This window comes from Marivirga lumbricoides (assembly GCF_014636295.1).
In the GTDB taxonomy this organism is placed as follows: Bacteria; Bacteroidota; Bacteroidia; order Cytophagales; family Cyclobacteriaceae; genus Marivirga; species Marivirga lumbricoides.
The window spans coordinates 1-13343 of record NZ_BMEC01000022.1 but is presented as its reverse complement, the minus strand read 5'-3'; the positions used below and the strand labels follow the sequence as shown (position 1 = coordinate 13343).

General features: G+C 34.9%; 14 protein-coding genes. 6 read left to right on the top strand and 8 right to left on the bottom strand.

Translation table 11 applies throughout. From position 1 onward, the window contains the following. Window positions 1-35: 35 nt before the first annotated feature. Together IEV85_RS23360 and IEV85_RS23355 are read left to right on the top strand one after the other, a co-directional pair. Window positions 36-1307 (top strand): CHASE2 domain-containing protein, encoded by a 1272-nt coding sequence (locus tag IEV85_RS23360; protein WP_188467695.1) that lies wholly within the window; start codon window positions 36-38, stop codon window positions 1305-1307. Between the two features lie 6 nt (window positions 1308-1313). Continuing rightward, window positions 1314-2246: a FecR family protein gene (locus tag IEV85_RS23355; protein ID WP_188467694.1), complete on the top strand. Its 933-nt coding sequence runs from the start codon at window positions 1314-1316 to the stop codon at window positions 2244-2246. Between the two features lie 99 nt (window positions 2247-2345). On the opposite strand, the gene IEV85_RS23350 is transcribed toward IEV85_RS23355, so the two are convergent. Next, window positions 2346-3026: a Crp/Fnr family transcriptional regulator gene (locus tag IEV85_RS23350; RefSeq protein WP_188467693.1), complete on the bottom strand. Its 681-nt coding sequence runs from the start codon at window positions 3024-3026 to the stop codon at window positions 2346-2348. 299 nt (window positions 3027-3325) lie between these two features. Here IEV85_RS23350 and IEV85_RS23345 point away from each other — a divergent pair, with 299 nt between their 5' ends. From IEV85_RS23345 to IEV85_RS23335, 3 genes are read left to right on the top strand one after another with little or no spacing between them, the layout of a single operon-like run. Then, on the top strand, window positions 3326-3874 hold the full coding sequence (locus IEV85_RS23345) for a CopD family protein (protein WP_188467692.1): 549 nt from the start codon (window positions 3326-3328) through the stop codon (window positions 3872-3874). Window positions 3875-3906: 32 nt separating this feature from the next. Next, window positions 3907-4584, top strand: a complete 678-nt coding sequence (locus IEV85_RS23340) for an SCO family protein (RefSeq protein WP_188467691.1) — start codon at window positions 3907-3909, stop codon at window positions 4582-4584. After that, entirely contained in the window at window positions 4562-5026 is a 465-nt protein-coding gene (locus IEV85_RS23335) for a c-type cytochrome (protein WP_188467690.1), read from the top strand. The genes IEV85_RS23340 and IEV85_RS23335 overlap by 23 nt, the downstream gene beginning before the upstream one ends. Before the next feature lie 33 nt (window positions 5027-5059). Here IEV85_RS23335 and IEV85_RS23330 read toward each other — a convergent pair whose 3' ends face one another. Together IEV85_RS23330 and kbl are read right to left on the bottom strand one after the other, a co-directional pair. Next, entirely contained in the window at window positions 5060-5491 is a 432-nt protein-coding gene (locus IEV85_RS23330; RefSeq protein WP_188467689.1) for a hypothetical protein, read from the bottom strand. 104 nt (window positions 5492-5595) lie between these two features. Continuing rightward, complete coding sequence (kbl, locus tag IEV85_RS23325) at window positions 5596-6783, bottom strand: glycine C-acetyltransferase (RefSeq protein ID WP_188467688.1); 1188 nt, start codon at window positions 6781-6783, stop codon at window positions 5596-5598. A 572-nt stretch (window positions 6784-7355) separates the two neighbouring features. On the opposite strand from kbl, the gene IEV85_RS23320 reads away from it, so the two are divergent. Beyond that, window positions 7356-8810 (top strand): PAS domain-containing sensor histidine kinase, encoded by a 1455-nt coding sequence (locus tag IEV85_RS23320; protein WP_188467687.1) that lies wholly within the window; start codon window positions 7356-7358, stop codon window positions 8808-8810. A 26-nt stretch (window positions 8811-8836) separates the two neighbouring features. On the opposite strand, the gene IEV85_RS23315 is transcribed toward IEV85_RS23320, so the two are convergent. The 5 genes from IEV85_RS23315 to IEV85_RS23295 all read right to left on the bottom strand — a co-directional run bounded on the left by IEV85_RS23315 (window position 8837) and on the right by IEV85_RS23295 (window position 12618). Continuing rightward, window positions 8837-9430 carry an outer membrane beta-barrel protein gene (locus IEV85_RS23315; RefSeq protein ID WP_188467686.1) on the bottom strand — a complete coding sequence of 198 codons (594 nt, stop codon included), beginning with the start codon at window positions 9428-9430 and terminating at the stop codon, window positions 8837-8839. A gap of 97 nt (window positions 9431-9527) precedes the next feature. Next, window positions 9528-10139: a DUF6588 family protein gene (locus tag IEV85_RS23310; protein WP_188467685.1), complete on the bottom strand. Its 612-nt coding sequence runs from the start codon at window positions 10137-10139 to the stop codon at window positions 9528-9530. A 1-nt stretch (window position 10140) separates the two neighbouring features. After that, window positions 10141-10581, bottom strand: coding sequence for a DUF6588 family protein (locus tag IEV85_RS23305; RefSeq protein ID WP_188467684.1), 441 nt, complete (start codon window positions 10579-10581; stop codon window positions 10141-10143). Between the two features lie 45 nt (window positions 10582-10626). Further along, window positions 10627-11712: a glycosyltransferase gene (locus IEV85_RS23300; protein WP_188467683.1), complete on the bottom strand. Its 1086-nt coding sequence runs from the start codon at window positions 11710-11712 to the stop codon at window positions 10627-10629. A 3-nt stretch (window positions 11713-11715) separates the two neighbouring features. Further along, entirely contained in the window at window positions 11716-12618 is a 903-nt protein-coding gene (locus tag IEV85_RS23295) for a PhzF family phenazine biosynthesis protein (protein ID WP_188467682.1), read from the bottom strand. Window positions 12619-13343 lie beyond the last annotated feature (725 nt).

The window sequence follows — 13343 nt, the reverse complement described above, 5'->3', positions numbered from 1 at the left end:
TATTCGATTAAAAAAGTGCATTTTTTTTATATAGTATGAAAATAAAAATAATAGGGAACATTTGGTTGGATTCAATAATGGCAACAGCCTTCATTTTCCTTATTATCTATGTTTTATCATCTTTATTGAATAGACTGGAAGCCATTGATCCCATAGGGGAGGCACTTGAGGATGTGGAGTTTACGGATCTGGTTTACAGTAACCTGCGTGAGGCGCCTCCAGCGGAAGATGACATTGTGCTTATAAATATAGGCCGTTTACCGCGGGCAGGTGTAGCTGAAGAAATACGAATTATAAATAAATATAACCCCAGGGTAGTTGGTATAGATTCCTTTTTTCCTTACCCGAAAGATCCTACTCAGGATAGCATATTGGCTGTTGCATTATCTGAGGTTGAAAATCTTGTGATGGCATCTAAGCTACTTAATTTGAAAGAAGAACAAAATTATTTTGATTCAATGCGCATATCGGCAGCACCTTTCAGGCCGAATGCTGACTTCGCTTTTGCCAATCTTGTTACTGCCGAAGGAGTAACACAGGAAGATGTAAAAACATGTCGTACTTTCACTCCTACATTAAAATATAAAGATGAAATACAAATGGCATTTGCTGTAAGGATAGCTAATTATTATGCACCTGAAAAGGTTGAAAAATTCTTAGCGAGGGGAAACGCAGTAGAGTATATTGATTTTAAAGGGAATTCAATTGGCTCTGAATCCAATTTTGCCACCACCTTTTATGCATTAGATATTCAGGATGTATTCAATGAGAATTTCACCCCTGATGTAATAGAAGGGAAAATTGTGATCTTTGGCTTTATGGGTGATTATTTTGGTGATCCTTACAATATTGAAGACAAGTACTTCACTCCTCTGAATGTGAAATATGCAGGCAGAGGTGCTCCCGATATGTATGGAGCCGTAATTCATGCTAATATTATTTCCATGATTTTAGACCAGGAGTATGTTTATCAATTAGATAAAACCTATCAACTATTAGCTGCCATCATTCTTTGTTACCTGAATGTGGTAGCTTTTATGTGGGTTTATTATAGTCTGCCAAACTGGTATGATGGCATTACAAAACTCACTCAATTGGTGGAACTGCTGTTGATTATAGGTTTAATCATTTATTCATATCATTGGTTTAACTGGAATCTGGAGCTTACGCTTGCAATGGGTGTTGTGGCTGCTGTAGGCGATTCTCTCGAAGTATACAATGGTGTGGTGAAAAATATGTTTACCAAAGAAGGAAGGAAAGAATTATTTAGCTTTAAAAGAAAGACAAAAAAAGTGGTGATAAATTAATCAATTATGAAAACTATTATAAGAATTTTAGCAGTGGCTGTTTATATGGTTGGTGCTACCGCCAATGCGCAGGAGTATGTTTTTAAAGTATTGGCTAATAAAGGCGATAATTCTGTTAAGCTTCAAGGTAAAGCCTGGGCTCCACTCAAAACAGGCCAGTCCTTAAATTCAGGAGATGAATTAAAGCTTTCCAGTGAAGCGTACCTTGGATTGATGCATAAGTCAGGTAAAACCCTGGAAGTAAAATCTTCAGGTGAGTACAAAGTGAGTTCACTTGCAGATAACCTGAAAGGAAAAAACTCTAGCGTAGCTAGTAAATATGCTGATTTTGTAATGAATAGGATGAGCAGTGAAAAAGGTGAGGGTGATTACAGAAAAAGTTTAGGAGCAACTGGAGCAGTTGATCGCGCTTTGGCGAGTGGTGCAAAAATAAAGGTGATGGCTCACAGTTCAACTGACATCATAAATCCTGAAATTCTCATCAGATGGAGCGAGCCAAAACAGGTGGGAGAGAAGGAAGCACTAAAGTATGAGGTGGTCTTTAGTAACTTATTTGATGAGGTGATAAAGACAGAGCAGACAGATAAAACTGCCTACATGCTTAATATGAATGAAGCTCCTTTCAGTCAGTTGGAAAATAAATTTGTAAAAGTTAAAATCAATGTGGTGGGCAAAGATTTAAACTCTGAAGAATATGCTATCATCATAAAGCCAGAGGATGAATCTGCAGAAATAAAAAAGACAATGAACCAGCTTAAAACTGAAGTAAAGGAAGAAAATGCTTTAGATAATGTAGTGATGGCAGCATTTTATGAAGACAACAATCTTTTGCTTGATGCACTTACTTCTTATGAAAAGGCCATTCAGCTGGCACCAGAGGTGGAAATTTATCAAAAAGCTTATGAGGATTTTATCATCAGAAACGGATTTGCTAATTAATAATTAAATAAATATTAATAGTACAAATTTCAAAAGGCATCCATCACTTCAGATGGATGCCTTTTAATTATGTGTGAGTAAGCTTTTTACTGAATATAATTACGAAAGCTTAGTTAAATCCCTAATCAATATTTTTCTACGATCAAAGTTGATCAGATTTTTATCTCTTAATTCGTTTAATGTTGTCGTAACTGTTTGTCTGGAGGTACCTGTTAAAGCAGCAATGTCTTTATGAGTAAGATAGCTGGGGATGAGAGTTTCGTAGCCTACTTTTTGTCCCTTTTCTTCTGCCTGATCTCTTAAAAAATCCACTATTCTTGTTCTTGCATCTTTAAACACCAATGCTTCCAATCTTCTTTCTGTTTTTCTCAGACGTAGGCCGACAAGCTTTAATAGTTTAAAACTTAAGGGTTTGTTATGAGCCATCATCTCATTCATTTCCTCAAGGCTCATTGGGCAAATAGTAGTATTATTGTCCATCGCCTGAGCAAAGTCTGTTCTTATTTCTTCGCCAGCCAATGCCAGCTCTCCGAAAAGTTCTCCCTTTCCTAAAATTGCTTTCACCACCTCTTTTCCTTCAGAAGTGTAGGAACCTATCTTTACTCTTCCCTCAGCTATCATATACACATGATGAGAGGTCTCTTCGGGAAAATAGATAAATTGTTCTTTTTTGAATTTATTAAACACATGTTTTCCCCCTAACCCTTTTACTTTGTGAGGGCATAAAACATTGAATAGATCCACATTTTCAAAATACCAAAGATTACTTACTTCTGACATGAGTTTTTTATACTAGTTATCATATTGCAGTGTTCAATTTATAAGCCTCATCATACCATAGTAAGTGGATTCAACAGAGGGGGAGCAATTTGACAATTTCATTTTAAAAAGATAAACCAGATAAAGGATGAATATTTAAATTTTAACTACTTACGTTTTTCTATCACAATTGGTTCTTATTTCTTACTTTTGCCATAGTTAAGGTTAATGCTACCCGGGTATTAAAATTATTAATGATTTTGCTCAACCTAAACTCCTTTTGCTTTGTTAAGAATCAAACTATTCTGATAAATTAATTAATGTATTTATATATAAAATCTCTACATCTCATTTTTGTTGTCACATGGTTTGCAGGCCTTTTTTATATTGTTCGTCTATTCATTTATCAGACCGAAGCATTACAAAAAAACGAACCCGAAAGGTCTATTTTACACCAGCAACTAAGTAAAATGTCGCGCTTGTTATGGTATGTAATCACTTGGCCTTCTGCTGTTATTACACTTATTTTAGCTACAACATTGCTAATATTGCAGCCTGATTGGTTGAAAATGTCATTCATGCATATTAAGCTATCATTCGTTTTCCTTCTTTATCTTTATCACTTTTCTTGTCATTATATTTTCAAGAAATTACAGAAGGGAGAAATCAAATATTCTTCTACTCAGTTACGAATTTGGAACGAGGTAGCTACTTTATTTTTAGTGGCAATAGTGTTTCTTATCATTCTTAAAAGTCAGATCAACTGGATTTGGGGAACTTTGGGCTTTATAGCTTTTGGCGTGTTGCTAATGGTAGCTATTAAACTGTATAAAGCAATAAGGGAAAACAAACCTTCAGGTAAGAGTTGATATTATCAGATAAATATAAAATTAATTGATCAATGAAAATATACTTTAAAACATTTATAGCAATCATATTTGGAGTTTCTCTTTTAGGATGCGATCCTGCGGAAAAGCAAAATAAAAACGAAGAATTTCCAATATTGGGGCGTAAGCAATTTGTAGAGCGCACAGTGAATGGTGAAACAGTAGTTGATACTATTGATCATACTATTCCTGACTTCAGATTAGTGAATCAGGATAGCATCTGGGTAACACCAAAATCATTTGAGAATAAAGTGTATGTTGCGGATTTTTTCTTTACCTCGTGTCCTACCATTTGCCCTACTATGAAAAAAGAAATGCTGCGGGTTTACAATGCTTACAAAAACAATAATAGTGTAGCGATTATCTCTCATACAATCGATCCAAAGCATGATACTGTTGCCCTTTTAAAAGATTTTGCTCAGCGATTGGATGTTGAAGCTCCTAAATGGAATTTTGTTACTGGTAATAAGGAAGAGATTTATGAATTAGGTCAGAAAGGCTATATGGTAACAGCCATGGAAGACGAAAATGAAGAAGGCGGTTACATTCATAGCGGGGCGTTCATTTTAGTAGATAAAGAGAAGCACGTAAGGGGTGTTTATGACGGCACCAATTCTAATGATGTAGATCGGTTAATAAAAGATATTGATAGATTACTAGCCACTTACAATGAGCCTAAAACAAAGTCTTAGTTATATTACATTTTTAAGCCTCATCTTTTCTACTGGATGCGGTAGCTACTCGGAATTTTCCAGTGAAGCTACAAAGGATTACAGTAGAGCTGAGATGCAGAAATTTGCAAAGTATATGGTTGCTGGTAAGCAGTTATATACTACACACTGTAGCAACTGCCATCAAGAGAGTGGCCAGGGCTTAGGAAAACTTTACCCTCCTCTGGCAAAATCAGATTTTATGATGCAAAATGTAAATAGAACAGCTTGCCTTATAAAAAATGGTATTAAAGGGGAAATAATAGTGAATAACATTACGTATAACCAGGAGATGCCAGCTTTAGAAGAACTTACAAACTTGGAAGTTGCGGAAATTGCAACATATATATATAATTCCTGGGGAAACGAAAGAGGATTTGTTACAGTAAAGGAGGTAGAAACTTCTTTAAGTAATTGCCAATAAAATTAATCTAAGTTAAAATTAGCTGCAGATTAATCAATTGTTGTTTTTAAGAAATTCTTCAGATTGCGCTATAGCGCTTAGCATTTCTTGTCTCACCATTTTAATAGCAATTTTTTGAGATTCAAGATAATCTAATTTTTCCTGCTCAGACTTATTTTCCATTTGAGGGTCATATTTCCTCATCCAGTTCATCATTTCTTCATCTGCTTTGTTTAGAGAGGTAATGTGTCTTGTGATTTCTCTTTTACTTTCCTGAGTGGCTGTTGAGTCCAGAGTGTTTTGCATTTCTTTTAGCTCTCCTTTTAATCTCATAAGCTCATCCATCCTTGGCATAACTTCATCATGTATGCTGATTACTTCATCTTTTAATACTTCAATATCTTTTTCCTTGCTATTGCAGGATTGAAGAGAGGCAGACAAAATGAACCCCAATAAAAACAGGTAAATGACAGATATTTTTCTCATCCTATAAAACATTATATTCTTCATGAAGGAGCTCTATAATAAGCATACTACTTCTGCTCAATCTAAACTGAGCAGAAGTAGTATCACAAGCAATGGACAGTAATTTAAATGATTCCCAGCTCTTTTCCTACTTTAGTAAAAGCAGCAATTGCTTTATCTAGATGTTCTTTCTCATGCGCAGCAGAAAGCTGAACTCTTATTCTGGCCTGACCTTTAGGAACTACAGGAAAGAAAAAACCAATAACATAAATTCCCTCTTCCAGTAACCTGTCAGCAAATTTTTGCGACAAAGCAGCATCATAAACCATAATAGGAACAATCGCAGAATCTCCATCTTTAATATCAAATCCAGCTGATTTGATCTCTTTTTTAAAATAATTAATATTAGATTCCAGCTTGTCTCTTAGTTCAGTAGTATTACTTAGTAAATCAAAAACTGCAATTGATGCACCCACTATTGAAGGGGCAAGCGAGTTAGAGAATAAGTAAGGTCTTGATTTTTGACGTAACATGTCAATAATTTCCTTTCTGCCTGATGTAAATCCACCCATTGCACCTCCTAAGGCCTTACCGAGTGTACCGGTGATAATATCTATTCTTCCCATTACGTTATTTAACTCATGGGTTCCTCTACCTGTTTTGCCTATAAAGCCAGTAGCATGGCAATCATCTACCATTACCAGAGCATCATATTTATCAGCAAGGTCACAGATTTTGTCCAATTGAGCTACATAACCATCCATTGAAAAAACACCATCTGTAACAATAATCTTATTTTTTGCATCTTTGGCTTTTTTCAACTGCTCTTCCAGGTCAGCCATATCGTTGTTCTGGTACCTGTATCTGGCTGCTTTGCATAGGCGAACACCATCAATAATTGAGGCGTGGTTTAAGGAGTCAGAGATAATTGCATCTCCTTCGCCTAGAATGGGTTCAAATACACCGCCATTGGCATCAAAAGCAGCAGCATATAAAATAGTGTCTTCAGTGCCCAAAAAAGAAGCAATTTTAGCTTCAAGTTCTTTATGTATATCCTGCGTGCCACAGATAAACCTTACTGAGGACATACCGAATCCGTGAGTATCTAAACTATTTTTAGCAGCTTCCAGTACTTTAGGATGAGAGGAAAGTCCCAGATAATTATTAGAACAAAAATTAAGTACCTCCTTACCGGTAGTTGTTTTTATAGCAGCATCCTGAGGGGTAGTAATTACTCTTTCTCTTTTATATAAACCCTCCTTCTCTAATGTTTGGAGTTCTTCCTGTAATCTTTCTTTTAAATTTCCGTACATATTATTTTTTAATTATAAATACTAGTAAGACAATCAATTACAATAATCTGAGGCGCTAAGTTAGTTAAAGCCTTTGTCTTTAAACCTTCTGACTAAGTGAGTTAAATGTCATGTTAGCCACTCAAAATTAAATCACAAAGATAAAATTAGAATATTGGAAAGACATATTTTGTTCAGACTTTATGTCTTTCATTTATTTTAACTGTAATTTTTCGGTTGAGTTATAAAAATAGCTATTCTTCCCAATAACATCTTGACTGGAATAAAGATCTGTGTTGATGTAACTTTAAGTAAGTAATTTTAATTTAATTTCTTGTTTAATTTAAGATCTGCCTTATTATAGAATATAATTACGTGTTTAGGTTTATTTGTAAGATAAAATTTCAACTACATTGTCTTTATATGTTTAAATGTTCGGAAAATCCCCTTATGCTTTCCTGTAAGGTCAGGCCCTATATAAACTTTTGTATGAACCTTCTTCTCAGTAATTTTGTATGATGTTTCAATTATAATTTTTTCCCCTTATATCGCTATTTGGAGCGTTTCAATTTTTAAAGATTTAGTCTGAGTTTATGGAAAGTGCTGAAAATATTACGCTTTATATACAAGATCAGATGTATGAATTTTTTGAGAAGAATCAGTTACCCATTTTTCTTTTTCATACTATTTCAAAAAAAGTCGTAGCATATAATAGCGCATTTCTTCAAAAAACAGCACATTACAAGCATTTAGTCTCCATCTGGACCGCTAATTATTCATCTGAAAATACTCCTTCTACTTTTGTTGAACACTCCAAAAATAAATTCCAACTTCTTTCTTCTAATTTAGGAGAAGATTTACTTCTGATCCAAATTATTGAGTTAACCCAGTCTCCTGCAGGTGGAGGTAAGTTAACATCGAAGCAAGATGTTTTAAACCAAAAAAAGAATAGTTCTAAAGCTTTCGATTTTTTTAAGGAAAAGGTAGAGACAGCTTTTTTAAAAGTTTTTGAAATAGCTCCTCTTGGATTTGTTTTTACCGATGCTGATTTTAAAGTTTTGTGGAGCAATGAGAAAAGCCATCAGTTATTAGGAAGAAGCAGCCTTTCCCAATCTAGCTTTGTTGATGCTATTTTGGTGGATAATATTGATGAGTTCTGGTGCAGAGTTAAGGAAAATAAGAAAGCAAGTACCCCTGTAAGTTCCAGCTTTTCAATAAAGAATATAAAATCCGGAACAGATTTGTTTATTAAATGTACAGCACTTGCTAACCCCGTAGGGGATGAGGGAGCAGAAGGTTTTATTTTTTTATTGGAGGATGAAACGGAGAAAACTAATTTCTCTCAAGAGATAAAAACAAAAAGCCTCGAACTTAACCAGATCAATCACGAACTGGATAAGTTTCTGTATAGTGTGTCGCATAATATCCGCGGCCCTATAGCTTCATTGGAAGGGCTTTTGAAGGTGATAGAAATCTCGGATTTAAATGCTGTTAATCAGTTAAAACATCACTTGCGTTTAAATTTGCGTTTGTTAAATTCATTTGTTCATGACATTAGCAATGTAGCCACTAATATCCATACCCATGTAAAATATAAGGAAATCAATCTTTATGACATGGTTGATGAATTGCTATTGTTTATGAATAATATCTACGAACTAAATGCAGTAAAGAAAATTAACGTTCCGTATGATTATACTTTGATCAGTGATCCTGACAGGTTAGCAATAGTATTAAAGGGAATTTTAAAAAATAGTTATCAGTACCGGGATATAGGGAAGAATAATCTGATAATAGAAGTTAACGTAAGCAAGAATGAAGACTTTCACCTCATTGAAATTGTAGACAATGGTATAGGTATTAAAGACGAAGTGAAACCAAGAATTTTCGACATGTTTTACAGAGGAACCGAATTATCTACCGGAAATGGGATGGGATTACACAATACCCGTGAAATTTTAAAGAAAATAGGAGGAACCATGAACATTGAAAGCCGGGACAGACTCTGGACTAAGGCTAAGATGTATTTACCTGTAGACCCGAATTGATGTGTCTGCTCCGGCTTTCCAATTAATTAAAAGATAAAGTATAATCCAAGTCTAGGTGCTAGTGTATTGAAACCCAATTGAAAATAATTATTTTCAGTTGTTACATCATTGCCAGCCAAGTTTTCTTCTGTTCGAGATTCCCTTTCGTAAGAAATAAAGTTTATGCTGAAGTCAATACCCACTTTAGGAGAAACTACATACATTAAACCTGGTCTTACTGAAATACCAAAAGTATTTTCATCGTAAACATCAATGCTAGTATCTCCTACATATTGTTTTCTCCCACCGAATTCAAAGCCGATCGATCCTTGGCCATACAAATACACTTGCTCTGATAAATTGTGGAAATATCTTATAGAAGGAGCAAGGCTAAAGCTATTATCTCTCGTATAATCATCTTCTCCCGGATTACTTCTTCCTGTCGCAAAGCCAACACTTGCACCTACAGCAATATGATCTGTTAATAAATAATGGCCAGTTGGAGCAAAGGTGAAAGAATTACGGTTGTCACTCGAATTGACTTCAATTTGGCCTCCGGCTAAAATATTTCCAGCTCCAAGCTGAGCATAACTTGTTTGAACAGCAGCAAAAACGAATAAAATAAATAGTTTAATTTTCATAATTGATTTGTTTGTAATTGAATTGATAATAAAAAATTAAGCCCTTGATAGCTTTATCAAGGGCTTAAAACGGTAATGTATAAAGAAGGTTTTTTTCTTATCTGATATTAATACCAAATCCAACATTCAAAGTATTGTAATCCTGGAAGGTATAATCTATTGAAGCAGCTAGTACCCAAAGGATTTTAAACCGGGCACCTACGGTAAATCTTGCTCCTCCATTTCCTTTAAAATCAAGGGAAACAGGGTCAGTAACTGTAACGGAATCCCCTGATCCGCCAAATCCATCATCTTCAAAGGTATAGTCGCCTTTTACATCAAAAGTAGATTTTATAGCGTTAAAGCCCAGTCCGGCATAGGGGGTAAAAAAGAGTAATTTTTTTGAAATCAAAACCTGAAATGTTGTAGCAGTAGTTTTAAACTCAGCGTATTGATCCTCACTTTCATCAATTTGGTAAGTGGCATTGATATTGTTAAAGGCTAACAAAGCTGATAAGTCAAAAGGTAATAATTTCATACCTGGAATCCATTGCTTTATATCATGCTTCACTCCTAACCCGAACTGCTTAAAACTCACATCATCAAAGTTTAATTCAGGAGTGAAACGTACAATTATATCTGTATTTTTAATCGCTCCCACGCCTATTTGAAAGTTGGGAACAGGCACTGCTAACGGGCCCGGAAAATCTAAATCAATACCATCAGGCACATTAAATTGTTCGCTTCCATTGAATGAATGATACTCCCGGTGCCAGTTCTCTGCTCCCTTCAGCCTCTAATTGACCACCTCCAGTGTATTCACCCCCTATAAAGGTGGGTAGTTCGTTGGTGGAAGAACCTACCAATCGCAAATTTTCGTAATCTGCCTCATTGAAAGTAAATACTTTGGACGCATCCGGAATAACAGCTAATCCTACAGATGTTGTTAAATCAAAACCAAATGTTTTGTGGGGTCTTGCGGTGTTGTACCATCCACTTGCCAAACCATTTCCTAGTGAACCTGCAAAAGGATTCATGTAATTGGATAGATAAGTGTTGGCATCCTGTGTTCCTGATCTTACAAGTTCTTCAAAATCTTGCGCCTTTAAAGGAGAAATAATCAAAGAAAATGCAATCAAAAGCAATGTCTTGTTAGTAAATAGTCTTTTCATATAAGCTTGTTTAAATTTGAACTATTTCAGAAATTTTATGATGATTTACTGAAACAAAGATAAGAAATTGTTCTTATTACTTTTGACGGTGTAATATTTCTCCACTTTTTGCAACCCTTTCAACCCCATTTTAATGCTTAGTGCCTCGTCTTGCAGAAGCTTCTCTAATGCATTAATCCAGTCTTCTTTGGTTTCTGCATGAAATCCGCTCACATTATCTTCTACTATAATTTCGTTAACTCCTACTGGAGAGGCAATTACAGGCTTAGCTAAAGCCATGTACTGTAAAGCTTTAAAACCGCACTTCCCCTTGCTCCATATGTCATTACTAAGCGGCATAATACCTATATCAATCAAATCTAAGTCCTGTATCTCCGTGGTTTTGTTCCAGGCTATAAACTTCAGACTTTTTAGATTGAAATCCGGTTTTTGGTTAGAGATTACCAGAAAACTGAAATCATACTTGAGCTCCAGTGCTTCCAGTGCAGGTATCACGTCTTGTAAGTACTGCAGAGTTGTATGAGTACCTGTCCATCCAATGGTTACTTTAGTTTTTGATTGCAGTTCAGTGTTATTAATGGAGATTTTATGTAGGTTTTCTGTATCCAGTGTGGTAGGATTTACTACCACCCGCTTATTAAATTGACTTGCATAATTGGCTAAATATTGGTTTCCACAACTTACTTTATAACTCCAATTACAAATTTTCTTAACCTTCTTTTTCCATTTTAAAGTACTTTTAAAAGTTCCGGTTTCATTAGGGTCTTCCAACCAAATAGCATCATCAAAATCATAAATAATCTTCTTTTTCCATATATATTTAGTAGCCCATTCAAAAAAAGGTGGGCCTGCAGGTGTAGCTTCTCTATGGATAAAAATAAAGGCATATTTATATAGCGTAAAAAGAAGGAAAAACCTTTTTATGTAAGCAATGAAAATTCCAAAAGCTTTACTTATCACTTTTCCTTTTTTGTAAAGGATGCGCCACATGTATAGGCTAAAAAAAGGCTTTAACTGATAAGAGTATCCGTTTTCTTTTAAAATGGCTAGATATTGCTCAAATCTAAACCTTTGGCTGGGTGCTTCATCAAAAGGGTAGGGACAGACGAAAAGGATTCGTTTGTTGCTCATGTTCTAAATTCTAATGGTTCCTTTTCCCATAATAACAGATTCTCCGCCAACCATTACGGCTGAAATTTTACCATCTGTTTGTTCGATTTGCATTTTTAGTCGGGCAGGTCTTCCCATTTCAATTCCTTGTACACCCACTTTTAAGGTAGTCATATCAGCCATTTGGTAATTGTAGAGATAAGCAGCCAGAGGTCCATGTGCACTACCTGTTGCAGGGTCTTCAGGAACTCCCAATTGAGGCGCAAACATTCTGCTATGAGTAAGCACCTTGGCCTCTGTAGTTTCCATTGTAAAGGCCATTATTCCCGTAATTTCCACTTCATCAAGTATTTGATAATATAGCTCATGATTTAGTTTCAGCTGCTTCATAGCCTGCAAAGATTTTATGGGTACTATTAAGAATGGATTACCACAGTTAACTATTCTGCAAGGAAAATCTTCTTTGATATCTTTTTGCTTAACAGACAATAAAGAAGCAACGAATAGCTTATCAGTAAATGTTTGCTCAAATTTTGGCAAGGGTTGCTGCATCATTATTTTAGAGTAATTACCCTCACTTTCTTCAAAGCTCACCCGAATATCACCTATACTTTGCTCCAGGGTTAAAATATTTTTCTGTTGCGGGGTGCAATGTAATTCTTTTAATAGAAGAAAGGCAGTGCCTATGGTAGGGTGTCCTGCAGTGGGTAATTCTTTACCTGGTGTAAATATCCGCATTCTAATATCTGCATCAGCTTTAGAGGGCTTTAACAAAAAAACAGATTCTGAAAGATTTAATTCTTTCGTAAGTCTTTGCATCTGCTCTGTGCTTAATTTGTCAGCATCAGGAAATACTGCCAAAGGATTTCCTCCAAATGCTTGATTGGTAAACACATCCAGTAAAAAGTAATTAGCATATTCCTCCATAAGCTTTTATTTGTTCAAAAATAGCTAATTATGTATTACTTTTAATAAAATAATATCTTTTCAATTTTCACCAAGTACTACTAAACTTATTGGATAAAACCCCATCTCTTCTAAATATAGAAGATAAGGATACAAACCTTTGATTTAGTAGTTTCATAAAATGCACATTACTATTGGTAATAGAGTTATTTAAGCATAAATTAATATGTATTTGTAATTGCTTCATGAAAATCATATGATTTTATCAGATAAAATGATGATAACTATGATATCAAATATAGTTAAATTGAAACTTTATAAAACTATTTAAAATCCTTCTGGGGACACCCTATGTAAATTATAAAGCTATTTCAACATACTACCTTATGTGATTTAAGGCAGTGTTAATTAGTTGTTTCTCATTGGTTGACGTTGAAGTGCTCAGAGAATCTCCACTCGTTGAGTATTATAATGCGTTTGAAACAATGTATAATAGACTATAGTTACGATCAAAATCCTGATGGAAAGAAAAATTCCAATCAACTGGTTATTGCTAGGAACGAAGCAATCTTATCTAGAGCAAAAACATTAAACCCGACCCTGCAATTCTCTTCAGGTTCGTCATCGTAAGTTAGCCCCTATAATTGAATAGGTTCAAAATGAGAATTATATTTGGTTATTAAAGTTAGCAAAAGAGAGGGAACAAGACTATTACTCGTCATTGATCATAATAGATCCATCGCAAT

Coding starts and splice junctions, on each gene's coding strand:
- IEV85_RS23360 (WP_188467695.1), top strand. CDS start 36: ATGAAAATAAAAATAATAGGGAACATTTGGTTGGATTCAATAATGGCA.
- IEV85_RS23355 (WP_188467694.1), top strand. CDS start 1,314: ATGAAAACTATTATAAGAATTTTAGCAGTGGCTGTTTATATGGTTGGT.
- IEV85_RS23350 (WP_188467693.1), bottom strand. CDS start 3,026: ATGTCAGAAGTAAGTAATCTTTGGTATTTTGAAAATGTGGATCTATTC.
- IEV85_RS23345 (WP_188467692.1), top strand. CDS start 3,326: ATGTATTTATATATAAAATCTCTACATCTCATTTTTGTTGTCACATGG.
- IEV85_RS23340 (WP_188467691.1), top strand. CDS start 3,907: ATGAAAATATACTTTAAAACATTTATAGCAATCATATTTGGAGTTTCT.
- IEV85_RS23335 (WP_188467690.1), top strand. CDS start 4,562: ATGAGCCTAAAACAAAGTCTTAGTTATATTACATTTTTAAGCCTCATC.
- IEV85_RS23330 (WP_188467689.1), bottom strand. CDS start 5,491: ATGAGAAAAATATCTGTCATTTACCTGTTTTTATTGGGGTTCATTTTG.
- kbl (WP_188467688.1), bottom strand. CDS start 6,783: ATGTACGGAAATTTAAAAGAAAGATTACAGGAAGAACTCCAAACATTA.
- IEV85_RS23320 (WP_188467687.1), top strand. CDS start 7,356: ATGGAAAGTGCTGAAAATATTACGCTTTATATACAAGATCAGATGTAT.
- IEV85_RS23315 (WP_188467686.1), bottom strand. CDS start 9,430: ATGAAAATTAAACTATTTATTTTATTCGTTTTTGCTGCTGTTCAAACA.
- IEV85_RS23305 (WP_188467684.1), bottom strand. CDS start 10,581: ATGAAAAGACTATTTACTAACAAGACATTGCTTTTGATTGCATTTTCT.
- IEV85_RS23300 (WP_188467683.1), bottom strand. CDS start 11,712: ATGAGCAACAAACGAATCCTTTTCGTCTGTCCCTACCCTTTTGATGAA.
- IEV85_RS23295 (WP_188467682.1), bottom strand. CDS start 12,618: ATGGAGGAATATGCTAATTACTTTTTACTGGATGTGTTTACCAATCAA.